Genomic DNA, 18,903 nt, shown 5'->3' on the forward strand with positions numbered 1-18,903 from the left:
GTTTTTTATTCAACAGAAAAATCAAGCGAACCTTTTACCGTTCCGTTAATGATGACAGACAGAGTGTGAATTCCCCGATAATGCTTGCGGGTGGTTAAATCTTTAAGGGAATGATGTTTGCTGAAGGCTTTTACGTCTCCGTTATCCATGGCGGACTCCGACATCTTAAACACCTTGCGGCTGCGGTGCCCCCTTTTCTTTACAAAATCAATCGCGTATTCAACCCTGACTTTTTGCCGGGCGGATGAGCGGATCTGAAAAGAAAAATGTATGCTTGTTCCGATGGCGGCCGTTTCCGAATTCAGTGTAAAACGTTCCAATGAAATCCGGGAGGCGTCTTCAAACCCGAAAATCGCAAGCGCCTGTTTGTCTCCTCTTTTTAACAGTGTCCTGCAGGCGTGCTTCAAAATCCAATCCGTGTGCGGACAGCTTCCGAACCGATCGGCTGCGATCTGTGCCAGAAGATCCGGATGTGTTTTGGAGATGTCATTCAGGTTATTTGCCACGCTTTTTCTGACATATAACGAGTCATCCTGCATCAAGCGGTCCAGAACAGGGAGAATCGGAGAAGGGTCGTCAAGAAGAGCCGGAATGGAGATTCCCCACGGCAGGCGCGGTCTTGAGCCTTCGCTGGCAAGCCTTCTGACATGTTCGTCCGGATGCTCCGTCCAGGAAAGGAACTCTTTGAACATCCGCTCCCGGTCAAGCTTGATATACGGGCGGACCGCAAATTCGGAAGTGGAAAAACGAGTGAAAAACTGAAGCGCCTTCATTGATTCTTCCCAGTGATCCGTTCCGTACTGTTGGACATAATCGGGAAAAATAATCCCGGCGAGCCCTGTGAAATGGGGAGCTGTCTCATATAAGACGTCAAGCGCCCGTATGTAATCCTTCGGCAGTGTTTCATATAAAGAGTCTGTGATCCGGCGCATCCGCTGTTTTAATGCCAGTTCGGGCCAATCTTCCTGAAACATCAGCGCCCGGCACATGTCCCGCTCAAAAGCCGGATGCGCCGATTTGATTCTGTTCAGAAGTGCTTCTGCAAATTCTTCGTTATAAATATCTTTTAATAGAGACATGACAGTCACCGCTTTTTTTCTTTTATTATATGCGAATATATGTTCTCTTTCAACTTTATCATACATTCAGCATAGATGGCCCTATGATTTTTTTAGTTAAAAAAACCCTTGTCTTTTAACAGTAAACGTGTGATAATAACCCTGAAAGCGCCTACACTTACAGAAGGTCCAAGGATACGGTCGCCTATACTGCCTGTTATGTTAAGGGGTAGCAACAGAGAGTAAGTGAAACGAGCGCATCAACGGTCAAATAAGGGGTTCCTGATATAGAAATACACATTGGGGAGAAGGCAGCAAATCGATCGTATCCCACAAAATGACAGTTCAAAGTCTGCTTGAGGCAGGCTTTTTTGCTGCTGAGAAAAGGTTGTTCTAAACAAAGAGACAGGGTCATATCCTAATGACAAGTACAGTCATCAAGGAGGGGGACTTCTCTGTGTCAAAACAAATGCTGGCGTTAAATATAGACGGAGCGCTTCTTCGCTCCAACGGCAAACTGCATCAGACGACAAAGGATGCCATCGAATACGTCAAGAAAAAAGGGATTTACGTCACACTGGTCACAAACCGCCATTTTCGCTCCGCTCAAAAAGTAGCGAAAATATTAAAACTGAATGCAAAATTGGTTACCCACAGCGGCGCATACATTTCCGAAAAAATAGATGAGCCGTTTTTCGAAAAGAAAATATCGGAAGATCACACGTTTAATATTGTCCAGGTGCTGGAAAGCTATCAATGCAATATCCGGCTTCTGCACGAAAAATATTCGATCGGAAACAAGAAGAAAGTGAACTCCAATCTGGTCGGGAAAACGATGATTCATCCGTCTGACCCGATTTTTTACCCGGTTCAGTTTGTCGAATCATTAAGTGATTTGCTCCTTGATGAACCGGTTTCCGCGCCCGTCATTGAGGTGTATGCTGAAAACGGATTGCAGGCTGACATAACAGATACGATCGTGAAAGCATTCCCGGCCGTGGACGTGATCCGCGTTAACGAAGAAAAGCTGAACATCGTGCCTAAAGGGGTTTCAAAAGAAAGCGGACTTTCGATGGTCGCAGCTGAACTCGGGCTTTCAATGGAAGAGGTCGTGGCTATCGGCCATCAGGAAGATGATCTGCCGATGATCGAGCTGGCAGGCCTCGGTGTCGCGATGGGGAATTCCTCTAATGAGTTAAAAAGAAAAGCGGATTGGGTAACAAGGTCAAATGATGAACAGGGCGTCGCCTATATGATCAAGGAATACTTCCGCATGCAGCACCGCAAAGGCTTTCTCGATAAGTTCCACATGAAACGGCCGTAATAAAGAGCCGCAGACGCGAAACACCGGTCTGCGGCTTTTTCGCGGATTGATTTTAGCCTGTTCTTTCTGTACACTAAAGAAAGTTTTGAATCTGAAAAATAAGGTGATCACATTGCAAATCAAAATAGACGGCATAACGGATGACAGGCTGCATCGTCCGCTGCAAAACATAGCGAATTTATTTTTTGAGGAGTGTGTTCTTGCGTACGGCGAAACGGAGGGACCCTCTGATCTCGTCATCTCACTTGCCATTTCTCAAGATGCAGACAGCGTGTCAGTATCGGGAGAAATCAAAGGAACCGGCATAAGGGAGCATCACACGAAACCGACTCTTGCCGGATGGAGCGACAAAGAAGTTTTTAAACAGGTGAAAAACACGCTGTCATACGTCTACTTAAATCTTCTTCAATCGCATACGGGCATGACGCAAAAATGGGGAATCCTGACCGGAATCAGGCCTACTAAACTTCTTCATAAAAAGCTGCAAAGCGGCCTGACAAAAGAAGAGGCGCATGCCGATCTGAAAAAAGATTATCTGATCCATGATGAAAAAATCAATCTGATGCAGGAGATTGTCGACCGCCAGCTCGCCGCGGTTCCCGATCTGTACCGGGTCAAAGATGAAGTCAGCATTTATATCGGCATTCCGTTCTGCCCGACGAAGTGCGCCTACTGCACGTTTCCGGCCTATGCCATCCAAGGACAGGCAGGCAGAGTCGGCTCCTTTTTATGGGGGCTTCACTATGAAATGCAAAAAATCGGTGAATGGCTGAAACAGCATGATATCAAAGTGACGACCATTTATTTCGGAGGCGGTACGCCGACAAGCATTACCGCTGAAGAAATGGACCTTTTATATGAAGAAATGGTCCGTTCTTTCCCGGATGTCGCAAATATCAGAGAGATTACCGTTGAAGCGGGCCGTCCCGACACGATTACGGAGGAAAAGCTTGCCGTTTTAAATAAGTATAAGATTGACAGAATCAGCATCAACCCGCAGTCTTATGAAAACGAAACGCTTAAGGCCATCGGCAGACATCATACAGTCGAAGAAACCATTGAAAAGTACCGCCTTTCCCGCAAACACGGCATGAATAACATCAACATGGACCTGATCATCGGCCTGCCGGGAGAAGGGACGGGTGAGTTCAGGCACAGTCTTGATGAAACGGAAAAGCTGATGCCTGAATCTTTGACCGTTCACACACTTTCTTTCAAACGGGCGTCAGAAATGACGAGAAACAAGCATAAGTATAAAGTTGCCGACAGGCAGGAAGTATCCCGCATGATGGATGACGCCGTCCGCTGGACAAAAGAGCACGGCTATAAACCGTACTACCTGTACCGGCAGAAAAACATTCTCGGAAATCTTGAAAATGTCGGCTACTCCTTCCCGGGTCAGGAGAGCATCTACAACATTATGATTATGGAAGAAGTGCAGACGATTATCGGTATCGGCTGCGGCGCGGCAAGCAAATTCATTCATCCGGAAACCGGAAAAATCACGCACTTCGCCAATCCAAAAGACCCGAAATCATATAATGACCGATTCGAGCATTATACAGAAGAGAAAATCAAATACTTAGATGAGATGTTCGTCAAATCCGCTTTGTAATATGAAAAACGGCACGGAATCAGCGTGCCGTTTTTTTATGTTTATCTGTATGTGTTAACGGGAAAAAGATCATCAGACTGTAATTCGTAAGAGGTGTAATTATGTATGATGTCATAGGTGCGGGAATCGGGCCGTTTAATTTAGGGCTTGCCGCTTTGTTAGAGGATATACCCGAAACAGACGCTCTTTTTTTCGATAAAAAGACAGAATTTGCGTGGCATCCGGGCCTGTTAATTAAAGGTACGGATTTACAGGTGGCGTTTCTGGCTGATCTCGTCACGCTTGCCAATCCGAAAAGCCGCTACACATTTTTGAACTTTCTCCATGAACATGACCGGCTGTACCGGTTTTATACGTTTAATGAATTTGATATTCCAAGGCGGGAGTTTAACGACTATTTGAGCTGGGCGGCTTCAGAAATCACATCATGCCGTTTCGGCTCAGAGGTAATCGGCGTGAAAAATGCCGGCGGCCATTATGAAGTCAGCGTCAAGAACATTGAGGACGGAAGCATCAGCGTGTATCAAACGAAGCATTTCGTCATGGGAACGGGTTCTGAGCCGCTTATTCCGGCAGAGATTGATGACGGAGCGCGTCAGGACACGATGGTCAGCACGGAATATTTGTTCCGGAAAGATGAACTCGCCGGCGCCGAATCAATTACAGTAGTCGGCTCCGGACAGAGCGCAGCGGAGATCTTTTCTGATTTATTGCATGATGAACAATATCGCCGCTGCCGGCTGCAATGGGTGACACGCTCCGCCGGATTTCGAGAGTTGGAAACCGCCAAGCTCGGACAGGAAATGTTTACACCCGATTATGTGGAGTATTTTAACCGCCTGCCTTTTCAGGAACGGCTGAATACACTGCCTGAGCTGGAAGGACTGCGCCACGGCATTGATTCTGACACACTTGCTGACATTTACGATGCCCTGTACCACAGGTCGATCAGCGGAGGCTCGCCTGATGTCTATATTCAGCCGATGGCGGAACTTAAAAAAATTGAAAAGAAAAACGGCCGCTGCGCACTGAGCTTTCATCAATGGCAGATGGATGAAACCTTTACGGCCGATTCAGAAAAAGTGATATTGGCGACCGGCTTCAAGCCGCATATTCCGGATTGGTTTTCGGCCATTTCTCCCGATATCGAATGGGAGGATGAGAAACGGTTTAAAGTGACGGCCGATTCCCGCCTCGTCTTTAAGGACAATAGGCGGCATCATTTCTTCACATTAACGAATCTTGACCACGCCCACGGAACAGGGGCTACGAATTTGAAGCTGTCTGTTTACAGAAACCAAAAAATCATTAATACCATTCTGGGAAAAGAGCATTTCTCTATTAACAAAAAAACGGCTTTTCAGCAATTTCTTCCCGCGCGAAAAAACTGACCCCTTTAGTAAGGGGTCAGTTTTTTTATGATTTCTGCGGCGTCTTTTCAGGCTTTTTCCATTTGAAAACGCTGTTCAACATGAGATATATCCGCTTCGATTCTTTCGTGAGCAAAGGGCCGAAGATGGCCAGTATCAAAACATATAAGGCGGCGAAGGGTTTTAGTGAGGCGGACAGACCGCCGGCAATGCCGAGATTCGCAACGATGATGGAAAATTCACCGCGGGAGACGATGGTCAGCCCGATATTGGACGATGCTTTATGAGAAAGCCCCGCCCGGCGCCCGGCAATCATGCCGGCGATAAAGTTTCCTGCAATCGTCAGCAAAACGGCGCCGAGGGCAAGCCAGACCGCATCTCCGAGTGAAAACGGATCAATGCTCAGCCCGAAGCTGAAGAAAAACATGGCCCCGAAAAAGTCACGGAACGGCACGACAAGATGCTCAATCCTGTCAGAATGGGCCGTCTCCGAAAAGACGAGTCCGAGTAAAAGCGCACCGATCGCTTCAGCGACATGAATCGTTTCGGAAAAGCCGGCAATGAAAAAGAGCGCTGCAAAAATGACAATGACAAACACCTCGTTTGAACGGATATCAAGCAGCTTGTTCAGAAGAGGCGGCAATTTTCGAGCGGCAATGAAAAACAGCAGCATATATCCGAAAGCGATCACGATCGACATCAGCGCGCCTCCGACAGACGTCGCATCTCCCAAAACAAGCCCGGAAACGACGGACAAGTAAACCGCCAGAAAGATATCCTCAAACATAATGATGCCGAGAATCAGCTCCGTTTCCGGATTGGCCGTGCGCTTTAAGTCGACAAGCACTTTTGCGACAATGGCGCTTGATGATATCGTGATGACACCGGCCAATACAAGCACTTCCAAAAAGGAAAAGCCCGTGATAAAGCCGTATATCAGTCCTAAGCTGAAATTAATCAGAATATAAATCGTTCCGCCGGCGGCAATGGAACGTCCGGATTTGACTAATTTTCCGACCGAGAATTCAAGCCCGAGGTAAAAGAGGAGGAACAGGACGCCCATCCGTCCGAAAAATTCAATCACTTCCCGGCTTTCGATAAATGTCAGGTCAATGATGCCCGCTTGGGGCGCGTGCGGCCCGACAAGCATTCCTAAAATAATCAGGAAGGGAATAATCGAGAATTTAATTTTATTGGCGATGACACTTGCAATGGCCACGAGAACTAGCGCTGTACCGACTTCAAATACGAGATGATCCATAAACAGATCACACTCCGTCTCTGGAGAGAAAGTCTTGGATCAGTTTCTTCAAATGCTTTCTTTCGCCTGAGAGGACGAGTGTATCGTTTGCTTCAAGGAGCGAATCAGCGCCCGGGTTTAAAAACTTTTTCTGGTTATGCTTAATGATGGCGATGACCGTCACGTCGTAGTTTTGGCGCACATCCAGTTCGCCGAGCGTCCGGCCTGCCGCTTTAGCCCCTTTTTCAACTTTAAACCATTCGATAATCAGATCGCTGAACGCCATTTCAATCGATTCAAGCGCCTGCGGTTTGTACACCATCCCGCCGATAATCGCGGCGATCTGTCTTGCTTCCGCATCATCAAGAGAAATGCTTGCCAGAAGCTCATCAGGGTCGCGGTCATCAAATCTGTAAATTTCCCGCCTGCCGTCGTCATGAATGATGATCGTCATTTTTTCATGGTTTCTCGTTTCGATTTCGAATTTTTTCCCGATGCCGGGCAGATCGTTTTCCTTAATATTCATAAAAAATCCCTCCGGAATAGACTGTTTTTACACCGTAAATACAGATTGGCAATGAGAAAGGCTCTGATGCCGGAGGTAATTTGACTGGTATTGTATCGGAATGGCGCATGTCCTTTCCAGTGTGGAATCAATGAATTGATCAAGAGGTTTGACAGATAACAGGGTGACCATTCGGGATAACGCATCGTATCCTTTTGACAGGCCGTGCGGAGCGGTTTTGGCAGGGGCCGGCGTCTTTGCCGAGTCCGTTTCCTGCGGGTAAACCGAAATTTGAACGTGGCTGTCTGTTTCTGTCACCAATTGGGAAGGAAGGGCGACATCCGAAGGGGGGAACAGCACCATAAAAAAGCTCAATAAAAAACTCAGTATCACATATTTCATGATCGGCGTTCCTCCCCCCTTTTTGTTTTGTATGTCAATTTCACTATATAAAAATGTATGTTCAGTTTCAAATGATATGCATTTTTCGGTATCTGTTGACCTTGAAAAATGAAGGAGTTTCGCTTCGGCGGAAAGAATATATTATTTGAACAAAATATGTAAGCGGATACAAGGAGGGTGTAAACATGCAGTATATTCGATATGAAGAAAAGGGAAAGATTGCAGAGATTGTGCTGAACCGGCCTGACAGTTACAACGCGCTCAATGAACAAATGCTCCGGGAATTGGAGAATGCATGCGTCATGGCAGCTGACAGTGAGGCGCTTATCGTCCTTTTGCGGGGGGAAGGCAGGGGATTTTCCGCGGGCGGTGATATTCAGATGATGACATCGGATCATGATTCAGGAGAATATGAACGGCTCATGAAAATGATCGAATCCATTACACTGACGCTCTATGATATGAAAAAAATTGTGATAGCCGCCATCCACGGAGCCGCGGCGGGGCTCGGGCTGAGTTTCGCGCTGTGTGCCGACGTGGTTCTCGCCGAAGAAAATGCCCGCCTCGCGATGAATTTCATCGGCATCGGACTGGTTCCCGACGGAGGAGGCCATTATTTATTAATGAAACGCGTCGGTGAGATTGAAGCGAAAAAACTGATCTGGAGCGGCGAAAAATTGCCGGCTGAAAAAGCGGTGGAGCTCAAGCTTGCCGACGGGCTGTTCAGCGGCGACCCTGCGGCAGGGGCAAAGCCGTACATCGACCGGTTGTTACATGCGCCGCTGGCAGCAATGATTGAAACGAAGGCTATTTATCAAAGCCTCCATATCAGCCGGTTAAAAGACGTTTTGTCTCTTGAACGAAAGGCCCAGGAAAATATGAGAAAAACGGATGATCATAAAGAGGGCATCCGCGCCTTTTTAGAAAAACGGACGCCGCAATTTAACCGGTAAAATACAGAAGCCGGAAAGCTTCTGTTATCTGTGGAATAAAATCAGCTTTCCGGCTTCATTTACTAAGCGATGAGCAGTGTTCTCGAGCTTTTTTTCCTTTAACAAAGTCTCTCCGGCAGCCTTCGCCTCCGCCTCGTTGTCTGCTTCGATCCGTTCATCCAGCAGTTTTTCTCCCGACGCATGGAATGCGGTCAATACATATTGTCCCATCACGTCACCTCCTTTATAGAATGATATTCTCATAAAGAATTTAAAATCCTCCATTAATTTTTACCCATTATTAGTATATAATGGGTCAAGGAAGGAGTTGGATTCGTGCTTACAATTGAAAACGTAACGAAAACATTCGGCAGCTTTACCGCTGTTGACAATTTGAACCTGCAAATACCTGAAAGGGAAATGTTCGGGCTCCTCGGCGCAAACGGCGCGGGAAAAACGACGACCTTTCGGATGATTTTGGGGCTTTTAAGCCTGACTGACGGGCAGATCAGCTGGAAAGGGAAGCCGGTCAATTATTCTATCAGCGAAAAAATCGGCTATCTCCCGGAAGAGCGGGGGCTGTATCCGAAAGTGAAGGTCAGTGACCAGCTTGTCTATCTTGCGAGATTAAAAGGAATGAGCAAAAAAGAGGCGGAAAAAGAGCTCATGACATGGCTCGAGCGGTTCGGCATTACAGATTACAAGAATAAGAAAGTCGAAGAGCTGTCAAAAGGAAACCAGCAAAAAATCCAGTTCATTTCCGCCGTCCTGCATAAGCCTGAACTGCTGATTCTGGATGAACCTTTCAGCGGTCTTGATCCGGTGAATGTCGAGCTGCTGAAAGAAGCGGTTATTTCTTTGAAAAACAGCGGCGTTTCCATCGTTTTTTCAAGCCACCGAATGGAGCATGTAGAAGAGCTTTGCGAGAATTTGTGCATTCTCCAGAAGGGAAAACCCGTCGTTCAAGGCAATCTGAAAGACATTAAGCGGTCTTTCGGCAAAAAAAATGTCACCGTTCATTCAGATGATGATCTCAGCTTTTTAAAAACGCATGAAGGTGTCGTGAAATGGAAGGAAACAAATGACGGGATCAGATTGCAGGTCGCGAATGAACCGGTTTCCCAGGATATTTTCCGGGCGCTGCAAGGGAAAGGTTTTATACGGAAGTTTGAATTGGAAGAGCCGTCACTGCATGATATTTTTATAGAAAAGGTGGGGGCCGTTTATGAATAAATTCTGGATTATGCTGTTTCATACATATAAAAACAAAATCTCGACAAAGTCATTCATTATTTCGACCGCCATTACCGTTTTATTAGTATTAGCGGTGACCAACCTGCAATCGATCATTTCCGTGTTTCAATCGGATGACGGCAAGCAGCAGATTGCGGTGATTGATGAAACGGGCGGGCTTTACCCGGCGTTTGCAAAACAGCTTAAAGCGGCTGATACAGACAATGATCTGCAGGCGATGGAGACGAAGGAGTCCGAAAAAGAAGCCGTAAAGCGTGTCAAAGACGGTGAATGGGACGGGCTTTTTATCATCAGACAAGATCAAAAAGGAACGATAACAGGAGCCTACAAGGCGCTGACCATTTCTGATGAATCAGCGTATAAACTTCTCAAGCAGGCTTTAACCCAGACAAAAACCGCTGTTGAAACCGCCAAGCTCGGCATTTCGGCAGAAAAAGTCAGCAGCCTCTACACTCCGCCTGAAGTCAGCAAAGACGCGCTGGAAAAAGGGGCGAAATCTGAGGAAGAGCTCGGTCAGGTGATGGGGCTTGTATACATCATGCTGTTTGTCATCTACTTCTCGGTTATCATGTACGCAAGTATGATTGCGATGGAAGTGGCGACGGAAAAATCGTCACGGGTCATGGAAATTTTAATTTCAAGCATGCCGCCGATTCAGCAGATGTTTGCCAAACTGTTCGGTATCGCGCTTGTCGGGATCACACAGTTTGCGGTGCTGCTTGCGGCGGGTTTTCTCTCACTGAAGCTGAACCCTCAAAATGATGAGTCGTCGCCGATCAGTGCATTTCTCAATTTTTCGGATGTTCCCGTCTCGACGATTGTCTATGCCGTCATTTTCTATTTGCTCGGCTATTTTCTTTACGCGACGCTTGCCGCGTTTCTCGGCAGTGTTGTCAGCCGGATAGAGGACGTGCAGCAGACGATTCAGCCGATGTTTTTTTTAATCGCGGCAGGTTTTTTTATCGCTATGTTCGGACTTGGCAATCCTGACGCGGGTTTTATTACCGTTACATCTTACATTCCGTTTTTCACGCCGATGATTATGTTTTTACGCGTGGGAATGCTCGATATCCCGTTTTGGCAGGCGGCGGCCGGAATCGCCCTGACACTGGTCGCTATCGTGATCTTTGCAGCGGTCGGCGCGAAAATTTACAAAGGCGGCGTTTTGATTTACGGAAACGCCGGCGGATTCAAAGCGATCAAACAAGCGCTGCGCATCTCCAAAAAATAAGTGAAACAGCCCGGGACAGCGGGCTGTTTTTTTATCGTGCAGAACGTGCATTCGTATGAAAACGATGCTAGAATAAGGGTAATTCAACCTACAGAAAGGGGAGGGCGAGATGGCTGATCTGACGTTTATTCATGCCGCTGACCTGCATCTGGACAGCCCGTTTTACGGCATTTCGCATCTGCCTGAACCGGTATATGCGCGTATTAAAGAAAGCACATTTCACAGCGTCCGCCGTCTTACCGACGGGGCGCTCCGGGAGCAGGCGGATTTCATGCTGCTTTCGGGAGATCTGTTTGATGAAGCGAACAGAAGTTTAAAAGCCCAGCTGTTTTTGAGAAAACAGTTTACCAGATTACAGGAAGCGGATATCCAAGTGTTCGTCATATTCGGCAACCATGATCATTTGGGCGGTGAGTGGACACCGATTGAATGGCCGGAAAATGTACATATATTCACTTCGGATACACCGGAGGAAAAATCCTTCTTTAAAAACGGAGAGCTCGCGGCAAGCATATACGGATGCAGCTATCAGGAAAGAAGCGTAACGGCCAATCAGGCATCCCGTTACCGGAAAATGACCGGCGCGCCTTATCATATCGGCATGCTCCACGGCATGTTATCAGGAGCGGATGGGCATGACCCGTACTGTCCTTTTACGAAAGAAGACCTTGAAAAAAGCGGCATGGATTATTGGGCGCTCGGACACATTCATAAGCGGCAGGTTCTGTCCGCTCAGCATCCCGCCGCCATTTATCCCGGAAATATTCAGGCCCGCCATTTAAAAGAAACCGGGCCTAAGGGATATTATCTCGTCCGGGCGGCAGACGGTGAGATGTCTTGGGAATTCAAAGAAGCGCACGATGTCTTATGGGAGGAAATTGATCTTGATATTTCCGAAGCCGAGCATATGACCTCCCTGATGAAAATGGCATCGGATATGTTCACCCGCTTGCGTGCCGCGGGCCGCCCGGCATGTGTCAGACTGGTGCTCCGCGGCGAGGCGCCCCGCTTTTGGACGGAGGCGCCCGCAGGCATTGCGGAGGAGCTTCTTTCCGCTTTACAGGAGGTAGAGGCTGAAGAGGAATGTTTCATCTGGCCGCTTGCGATTGAGGATCGGACAGATGAAACAGACACCGTGCCGCCGGATCCGTTTTTTAAAGGGCTTCTTCAGGACATAGAACAATGCGCGGACATGAGCGGTGTATTTGAAGCGCTCGAGCGTCATCCCGTATACCGGCGGCAGATGACTTTATTTACGGATGAAGAGATACTGGACATTAAACGGCAGGCTCAAGCCGTTTTAAAGCGCCAGCTGAAGGAGCTTCAGCGATGAAAATAACGACGATGCTTATTTACCAGTACGGGAAATTTTCCAACCGAAGCTTCCAGCTGTCAGATTCGCCCGTCCAAGTGATTTACGGCTTAAACGAAGCGGGCAAAACGACATTGATGTCCTTTATCAAAAGCGTACTGTTCGGTTTTCCGAAATCAAAAAAATACGAACCGAAAAACGGCGGGGTGTACGGCGGCGTTGTGGAACTGAAGCATGACGATTACGGCGCTGTTAAAATTGAACGCACAAAAGGCGCTGCCGAAAAAGTCAGAGTGTATTTGCCTTCAGGCGAAATCAAGGACGGAGAATGGCTCAAACAGCTGCTTTCCGGTACGGATCGGGCGCTGTACGAAGCAATCTATTCGTTTGATGTATTCGGACTGCAGGAGATTCAAGCCTTTAACCGGGACAAAATCGGCGAGTTTCTCCTGTTTTCCAGCTTATTCGGATCTGAAGCGGCGGCAAAGCTTGACGGCAGACTGGCGAAAGAGCTCGACAGAATGTATAAGCCGAACGGACGGAACCCCCGTTTAAATCAGGAATTGGATACGTTAAAGCGGCTCAGCGCCCAGCTGAAACAGGCGGAAGCTGCAGAAGCGGGCTATCACAGCCTTCTGGAAGAGAAAAAAAGCGCCGGCGGCCTTCTGCAGGATGCCGAAGCACAATTGAAAGATGTAACTGAGGAAATTAAAACAGTAAAAGCGGCGATAGAGGCAAAGCCGCTCGCAGACAAAAAAACAGCGTTGGAAAGCGAACTTTCTTCTTATCCGGAAGCATTGGAGCAATTCCCGAAGGACGGAATGCATCAGCTTGAAAAATACGAATCGCATCTCCATCCGAAAGCGGCCCGGCTTGAAGGGCTTCGGGCAAAAACGGCTGAAATCAGGCGGCAGGCTGAGCTGCTCGCGCCAAATGAGGACCTGCTGCAAAAAGAACGGCAGCTGCAGGAGCTTTCCGGCGAGCAGCATATGTACGAATCACGCGGCGAACAGCTTGCCGCCATCCAATCACAAATCCGGCAGATATCGGCCCGTGTTTCTTCAGGGTTACAGCAGCTCGGCGGCAGACATGAGGAAGACGGCATTCTTTCGCTGAACACCGATTATGAATATGAATGGCGGCTGCAAGAAGCCGTGCAGAGCGCCGGACAGGCAAGAGAAAGAAAAAAACAGCTTGATGCGATTTTCGAACAAGCGCGTCTGGAGCTGGAAGACGCAGAACGAAAGCATGCCGTAACGGCGGAAAACATCTTGGCTCCCGCCGTCAGGCAAGAAAAAGAAGCCGCTTTACAATCATATAAGCAAATGGCTGATACTGATGGAAACGAATGGCAGGCGCATGTTCAGCAGCTGGAAAAACAGCGCGCCAAACAAAAAAAGCTCTTTCTCGGTGCGGGCATTGTGTTCATTGCGATTTTCGCTGTGTTAAAGGAATGGCTGCCCGCCGCCCTTTTTACCGGCGCTTTGATGCTGTATATGCTGTCTGGCATACAGAAGCAGCTGCCGTCAGAAAGAAGAGGGGCCAATCACAAAAAGCAGCCGCCGCCGATCTCAAAAGAAGAGGCTGACATTCTGCAGGAAGAGCTTTGGCGTGACGGCCGGCACCGCCAGCAGCTGATTGCGGACCAAGCCGTGCTTGAACAGAAAGAAGCGGCATATGAAAGAGTCATCCGCCAATATGAAGAATGGGAGGCCGAAATGGCTCCGTCTGAAAAACAGGCGGAACATTTTATGAAGGAACTGGGGTTTTCGGGCAGCCCGTCCCATCTTCTTGACGCATATCATGTGATGAAAGATGTCAAAAAAGAAATTCTGAACAAGCATGAACTGACCATTGAAGCGGGCCGGCTCCAAAAGCTGCAAAGATCATTTGAGGAACGGGTCAAAAAGCTGAGTCCTTCAGACGGCCGGGAGCTGTCCGTAAAAGAAAGATTGCGTGCTTTGCTGGCGCAGGCGGAACGGGCCCGTGAGGACGCAAAACGAAAGCAGGCTCTCGAAACGGATCTGCTGCATGCCCAAGAGCAAATGCGCGAATTAAACGAAGAAGTTCATTACTACGAACAGCAGGTGAAACAGCTTTTTATGGCGGCAGACGCAAAAAACCGCGGACACTTCTGTGAGCTCGCCAGGCTGAATGAAAGCCGCCGGGAAACAGAGAGGCAGCTGCGCGAAATCGATACGCACTTGTCCGGCATAGGCCAAAAACAGCTGGCGCCGTACATGAGCCGTACAGTGCCCGAACTTGAACATACACTCGCTCAGCAGGAAAAAGAGAAAGAAACACTCGAGGAAAAAAGCGCGCATCTCCGTGAGCAGATCGCTTTATTAACGGTGAAGCAAGAGCAGCTGGAGTCCTCGGGGCTTGTGTCCGATTTAAAACAGCAGACAGAAATGCAGAAGGAACGCGTTAAAAAAACAGCTAAAGAGTGGGCCGCATTGCAGACGGTCAGACATGTGATCAGAGAAAAAATGGAGCGGCATAAAAAGGTGACGCTTCCCCGTCTGTTAGAAACCGCCGGCGCATTGTACGGACCGCTTACGGACGGACGCTATCACAAATTGTATTTCTCAGAGGCCGATGATTCCATTATGGTCATGCAGAAAGACGGTACAGTTTTTTCTGCAAGCGAGCTGTCACAGGCGGCATGCGAGCAGCTTTACGCGGCAATCCGTTTTGCCCTTGCGTCAGAACGGGAATCTGCGGTATCACTGCCGTTTTTACTCGATGACAGTTTTGTTCATTTTGACAGGCAGAGGCTGCAGCGTCTGTTTGATGTGCTGAATCAGCTTACAGAAGGCGGGCGGCAGATACTTTATTTCACCTGCCATGAGCATGTGAGCCGGTCATTTCACAACGGACAAGTCATGCGGCTCCTGTCATAAAAGAGTTTATTTTCAAAAAAGAGGTATGTGCTATACTGGTATTATGTAAGATATGGAGGGAGCTTTTAATAGAATGGCAAAAGGTATTATGCTGCACGAGGTCGGCGAGCAGGTCGATCAATACTTTCTGATTAAATCTTCGACTAAAGGAATCGCAAGCAACGGAAAACCATTTCTGACGTTAATGCTGCAGGACCAATCGGGGGATATCGAAGCGAAGCTGTGGGATGCCAAGCCGACTGATGAAGCAACATACGCGGCGCAGACGATCGTGAAGGTAATCGGAGATGTACATCACTATCGCGGACGAAACCAGCTTAAGCTCAGAAACATCCGGCCGGCCGGCGAAAATGAAAATGTCAGCATTGATGATTTTCTGGAAACGGCGCCGATTCCGAAAGATGAAATGATGGAGACCATCACTCAATACATTTTTGAAATGAAAAATCCAAACATCCAGCGGATCACGAGACATCTGGTCAAAAAATATGCCGCTGATTTTATGGATTACCCGGCGGCTGCTAAAAACCACCATGAGTTCGTCTCAGGGCTTGCGTATCATGTTGTGTCGATGCTGAACCTGGCAAAAGCGATCGCCGATCTGTATCCGTCTCTTGACCGGGATTTACTGTATGCGGGAGTCATCCTGCATGACCTCGGCAAAGTAAAAGAGCTTTCAGGCCCTGTTTCCACAACATACACCGTGGAAGGGAATCTGCTGGGACACATTTCAATCATGGTGACAGAGCTTTCAAAAGCAGCCGAAGAGCTTCAGATTGACGCTGAAGAAGTGCTGATTCTGAAGCATTTGATTTTGAGCCATCACGGAAAAGCGGAATGGGGAAGCCCGAAACCGCCGATGGTGAAAGAAGCGGAAATTCTGCACTACATTGACAATCTGGATGCAAAAATGATCATGATGGACAGAGCGCTTGAACGGGTGAAGCCGGGCGAATACACTGAGCGTGTATTTGCGCTTGAAAACCGTTCTTTCTACAAACCGACTTTCCATCAATAAGAAAAAAAGGCCGATCCTTTACGATCGGTCTTTTTTACGTTCAGCTCTCATAACTTGTCTTTATCAGGCATAGCTTAAAATAAAGACTTTGGGTAAAAAGGGAGGAAACAACGTGCTATTTTTTCCTTGGTGGGTATACCTTTGCATTATCGGGATTATTTTCAGCGCTTATAAGCTTTTTACGACAGCTAAAGAAGAGGAAAAGCTTGACCAGTCGTTTATTGAAAAAGAAGGAAGAGTGTATATTGAACGGATGGAGCAGGAACGCGAGCGCCGTATGGCGGCGCCCGAAAATGAAAACGGAGATGCAGAAGAAAATTCCAATCATTCGATCGCATAAAAAAACTGTGCGGCTCACGGAGCCTGCACAGTTTTTTTTATTTAGATTGAGAAGATGATGATGTTGAAGTGTTAAACGTGTCTTTTAAGTCCTTGTCTTCAACTTTTACGTCAGCTTTTTTCATGACTTTTTGAATCGCTGCCTGCACGGCTGAGTTGTCGTTTAGTTTCTGTTTAAGAACTTCTTCTTTCAGTTCTTTTTTCATGTCATCATATTTGCCGCGTTCTTCTGTCTTTTTGATGATATGATAACCGAATTTTGTTTTGACCGGATCGCTGACTTGTCCGACTTTCAGGCCGAATGCTGCTTTGCTGAATGTTTCATCCATTGATTTTTTATCGAACCAGCCAAGGTCGCCGCCGTTGTCTTTTGAGTTGTCGGTTGAGTATTCTTTCGCAAGCGTTTCAAATTTCTCGCCTTTTTTCAGCTTTTTCTCCACTTCGTCAGCTGTCTTTTTGTCAGCGACAAGGATGTGGCTCGCGCGGATTTTACCTTTTAAGCCGTCGTAATATTCTTTCGTATCGGAGTCAGTCACTTTGATGTTGTCTTTCGCCGCTTTTTGTGCAAGCAGTTCGTATTTCACCTGATCTTTCAGGTAATCTTCGCCGTACTGCTGTTTAAGGGCGCTGTACTGATCGCCGAGCTGCGTTTTGTACTCTTTCAGCTTGGTATCGATTTCTTTATCCGATACTTTGTATTTTTTGGCTAATACTTTTTCTTGTACGAGCTGTGTCAGCACACTTGCGCCCGCGGTTTTTTTCATGTTCGTGTAGAGCTCGCCTTTTGTTACATTGCCGGCATCCGTCTTGGCAATCACGTCGTTGTCGCCGCTGCTGCAAGCGCTGAGAGCCAGGACGCTCGTTGCCGTAATAGCTGCTATCGCGATTTTCTTCATTCCTTTAAACACTCCTAATCATCCAAATTAAATTGCATATGCGTATCATAACATATTGTGGCTTTCTGTAAAAAGATTTTAAATAAAGGGCATTCGTCTAGTCAAACTTTTTCCTGATACATACAAATATATTGATCATGAAAAGGAGGTAATGAACCATGGGCGGAGGATATTCAAACGGTTTTGCACTGCTCGTCGTATTGTTCATTTTGCTTGTCATTGTAGGTGCAGCTTACATTTGCTAAGCGAAACGGATCGCTTTTTCCAAAAGCGGTCCATTTTCTTACCCAGGCGCCTAAGCGTTTCTGAAGTGAATTGCATATGATGTAATTGGAAAAATAAAACGTTTTGTAGGAGGTGCTTCTGGAGATGGGTGAAGTATTTGCAGGCGGTTTTGCATTGTTGGTTGTTCTGTTCATCTTATTGATCATCATCGGCGCTTCTTGGATTTACTAAAAAAAGATGGCTGTCCGCGTTAATCCGCCGGCAGCCATCTTTTTTTGCCTGTTTACACAGTAAAGGAGATCTCGACGAACGAAGAGATCAGTAAAATTAAAATAGATACATTAATAAAGCGGAATACCTTATCCTGCCGGTCTTCAGGAATCTCTCTGACAAGGCATAATGTATTTGTGAGCCTGTTTATAAAATAAAGAATAAACAGGGCAGCCACGATAAAATAGAATAAAATGATGGGAGATTCCCCCTCTCTCTGAACTGCTCCCATATTACATTACCAAATATTTATTGAAAAAGATAGAATGTAAGCTGAAAAATCAGCGGGACATCAGGACTCCGGCACTTTTTTTACTAAAATATCAAAGCCGTCGGATTCCTGGTCAATCAGACATGATTTCGGCGCTTTGACCAGGTGCAGCGCAAACAGAAGATCAGGCAGGCAATAGCCCGCATGAATGCTCGAAATCATATAAAAGTAATGGGCGTGTCTCGGGAATGCCAAGCCTGCATAAAATAACACCGGCGTAATGAATAAAAACGGGCTGATCGTAGAAATCAGCATCGTTGTTTTCGGTATGCCTTTCCATGTCGGCATCCGCAAAAAGTACATTTTCATTTCCTTTTTTCTTTTTTTGCAAAACATTGGCAGGACATGTATGACTTTATGTACAAATAAAGTAACGACGAGCAGAACGCAAAAAGCTAATACATGCCCGTCACTTAAACTGATATTCGGACGAAGCAGCCCGAATGCCAAGAAGTTGCATATAAAAAACAGGATCATAAAACCTACAGCAGTCAATAATAAACGAACCGCACCATAATCTTTAATCAGATTAATGGTTTTCCAGCAATTCATCAGAGTCATCCTTCCGTACAAAGATGGAATACAATCTCAAAATAATTTACTCTCTTCAGGAGAAAAAATCAATCCTTTTTTAAAGAAAAAAATAAACCCGGAAAGAGAAGAACAGAAGAGAGCGGTGAAACATGGAAATGTACGGTTTAACCTTTCTTCTCCATTCATTATCAGCTAAAATAAGAT

At 46.9% G+C, this 18,903-nt stretch carries 20 protein-coding genes; 12 read left to right on the forward strand and 8 right to left on the reverse strand.

Annotated features, from left to right (window positions below):
* Window positions 1-5 precede the first annotated feature (5 nt).
* A complete protein-coding gene (locus AD710_RS12805; protein ID WP_080752449.1) occupies window positions 6-1,145 on the reverse strand; it encodes a DNA alkylation repair protein in 1,140 nt (379 codons plus the stop codon).
* Window positions 1,146-1,515: 370 nt separating this feature from the next.
* Here AD710_RS12805 and AD710_RS12810 point away from each other — a divergent pair, with 370 nt between their 5' ends.
* The 3 genes from AD710_RS12810 to AD710_RS12820 all read left to right on the forward strand — a co-directional run bounded on the left by AD710_RS12810 (window position 1,516) and on the right by AD710_RS12820 (window position 5,388).
* Window positions 1,516-2,382 carry a Cof-type HAD-IIB family hydrolase gene (locus AD710_RS12810; protein ID WP_016938359.1) on the forward strand — a complete coding sequence of 289 codons (867 nt, stop codon included), beginning with the start codon at window positions 1,516-1,518 and terminating at the stop codon, window positions 2,380-2,382.
* Window positions 2,383-2,494: 112 nt separating this feature from the next.
* Window positions 2,495-3,997, forward strand: coding sequence for a coproporphyrinogen III oxidase (locus tag AD710_RS12815; protein ID WP_049628201.1), 1,503 nt, complete (start codon window positions 2,495-2,497; stop codon window positions 3,995-3,997).
* Between the two features lie 101 nt (window positions 3,998-4,098).
* Complete coding sequence (locus AD710_RS12820; protein WP_049628202.1) at window positions 4,099-5,388, forward strand: lysine N(6)-hydroxylase/L-ornithine N(5)-oxygenase family protein; 1,290 nt, start codon at window positions 4,099-4,101, stop codon at window positions 5,386-5,388.
* A gap of 25 nt (window positions 5,389-5,413) precedes the next feature.
* On the opposite strand, the gene AD710_RS12825 is transcribed toward AD710_RS12820, so the two are convergent.
* Genes AD710_RS12825 through AD710_RS12835 form a run of 3 tightly spaced genes read right to left on the reverse strand, consistent with a single transcriptional unit; the run spans window position 5,414 to window position 7,514 of the window.
* On the reverse strand, window positions 5,414-6,628 hold the full coding sequence (locus AD710_RS12825) for a cation:proton antiporter (protein ID WP_049628203.1): 1,215 nt from the start codon (window positions 6,626-6,628) through the stop codon (window positions 5,414-5,416).
* A gap of 7 nt (window positions 6,629-6,635) precedes the next feature.
* Complete coding sequence (locus AD710_RS12830; protein WP_014469990.1) at window positions 6,636-7,133, reverse strand: cation:proton antiporter regulatory subunit; 498 nt, start codon at window positions 7,131-7,133, stop codon at window positions 6,636-6,638.
* 27 nt (window positions 7,134-7,160) lie between these two features.
* Window positions 7,161-7,514, reverse strand: a complete 354-nt coding sequence (locus AD710_RS12835; RefSeq protein WP_016938355.1) for a hypothetical protein — start codon at window positions 7,512-7,514, stop codon at window positions 7,161-7,163.
* A 185-nt stretch (window positions 7,515-7,699) separates the two neighbouring features.
* Here AD710_RS12835 and AD710_RS12840 point away from each other — a divergent pair, with 185 nt between their 5' ends.
* Window positions 7,700-8,467 (forward strand): enoyl-CoA hydratase, encoded by a 768-nt coding sequence (locus tag AD710_RS12840; protein WP_016938354.1) that lies wholly within the window; start codon window positions 7,700-7,702, stop codon window positions 8,465-8,467.
* A gap of 24 nt (window positions 8,468-8,491) precedes the next feature.
* On the opposite strand, the gene AD710_RS12845 is transcribed toward AD710_RS12840, so the two are convergent.
* Window positions 8,492-8,677: a YhzD family protein gene (locus AD710_RS12845; protein WP_049628204.1), complete on the reverse strand. Its 186-nt coding sequence runs from the start codon at window positions 8,675-8,677 to the stop codon at window positions 8,492-8,494.
* Between the two features lie 105 nt (window positions 8,678-8,782).
* Here AD710_RS12845 and AD710_RS12850 point away from each other — a divergent pair, with 105 nt between their 5' ends.
* From AD710_RS12850 to AD710_RS12875, 6 genes are all read left to right on the forward strand, one after another.
* Window positions 8,783-9,679, forward strand: a complete 897-nt coding sequence (locus tag AD710_RS12850; protein ID WP_016938352.1) for an ABC transporter ATP-binding protein — start codon at window positions 8,783-8,785, stop codon at window positions 9,677-9,679.
* Complete coding sequence (locus AD710_RS12855; RefSeq protein WP_049628205.1) at window positions 9,672-10,931, forward strand: ABC transporter permease; 1,260 nt, start codon at window positions 9,672-9,674, stop codon at window positions 10,929-10,931. The genes AD710_RS12850 and AD710_RS12855 overlap by 8 nt, the downstream gene beginning before the upstream one ends.
* Window positions 10,932-11,040: 109 nt before the next feature.
* Complete coding sequence (locus tag AD710_RS12860; protein WP_049628206.1) at window positions 11,041-12,264, forward strand: metallophosphoesterase family protein; 1,224 nt, start codon at window positions 11,041-11,043, stop codon at window positions 12,262-12,264.
* Window positions 12,261-15,146, forward strand: a complete 2,886-nt coding sequence (locus AD710_RS12865) for an ATP-binding protein (protein ID WP_049628207.1) — start codon at window positions 12,261-12,263, stop codon at window positions 15,144-15,146. Before AD710_RS12860 ends, AD710_RS12865 begins: the two co-directional genes overlap by 4 nt.
* A 73-nt stretch (window positions 15,147-15,219) precedes the next feature.
* Window positions 15,220-16,164 carry a 3'-5' exoribonuclease YhaM gene (gene yhaM, locus AD710_RS12870; protein ID WP_049628208.1) on the forward strand — a complete coding sequence of 315 codons (945 nt, stop codon included), beginning with the start codon at window positions 15,220-15,222 and terminating at the stop codon, window positions 16,162-16,164.
* Between the two features lie 112 nt (window positions 16,165-16,276).
* On the forward strand, window positions 16,277-16,504 hold the full coding sequence (locus AD710_RS12875; RefSeq protein WP_013351703.1) for a sporulation YhaL family protein: 228 nt from the start codon (window positions 16,277-16,279) through the stop codon (window positions 16,502-16,504).
* Between the two features lie 37 nt (window positions 16,505-16,541).
* On the opposite strand, the gene AD710_RS12880 is transcribed toward AD710_RS12875, so the two are convergent.
* The gene (locus tag AD710_RS12880; RefSeq protein ID WP_049628209.1) at window positions 16,542-17,399 is read right to left on the reverse strand and encodes a peptidylprolyl isomerase; all 858 of its coding nucleotides are present in this window, start codon (window positions 17,397-17,399) and stop codon (window positions 16,542-16,544) included.
* A gap of 158 nt (window positions 17,400-17,557) precedes the next feature.
* On the opposite strand from AD710_RS12880, the gene AD710_RS19220 reads away from it, so the two are divergent.
* Window positions 17,558-17,644, forward strand: coding sequence for a YjcZ family sporulation protein (locus AD710_RS19220; protein WP_016938346.1), 87 nt, complete (start codon window positions 17,558-17,560; stop codon window positions 17,642-17,644).
* 124 nt (window positions 17,645-17,768) lie between these two features.
* Window positions 17,769-17,855, forward strand: a complete 87-nt coding sequence (gene yhzE2 / locus AD710_RS12890) for a sporulation protein YhzE2 (protein WP_013351705.1) — start codon at window positions 17,769-17,771, stop codon at window positions 17,853-17,855.
* 52 nt (window positions 17,856-17,907) lie between these two features.
* Here the strand turns inward: yhzE2 and AD710_RS12895 are convergent, their stop codons facing one another.
* Together AD710_RS12895 and AD710_RS12900 are read right to left on the reverse strand one after the other, a co-directional pair.
* The gene (locus tag AD710_RS12895) at window positions 17,908-18,126 is read right to left on the reverse strand and encodes a hypothetical protein (protein WP_003155245.1); all 219 of its coding nucleotides are present in this window, start codon (window positions 18,124-18,126) and stop codon (window positions 17,908-17,910) included.
* Window positions 18,127-18,186: 60 nt separating this feature from the next.
* A complete protein-coding gene (locus AD710_RS12900) occupies window positions 18,187-18,717 on the reverse strand; it encodes a DUF3267 domain-containing protein (RefSeq protein WP_016938345.1) in 531 nt (176 codons plus the stop codon).
* Window positions 18,718-18,903: the final 186 nt, after the last annotated feature.

Source organism: Bacillus sp. JFL15 (assembly GCF_001184225.1).
Lineage (GTDB): Bacteria > Bacillota > Bacilli > Bacillales > Bacillaceae > Bacillus > Bacillus siamensis.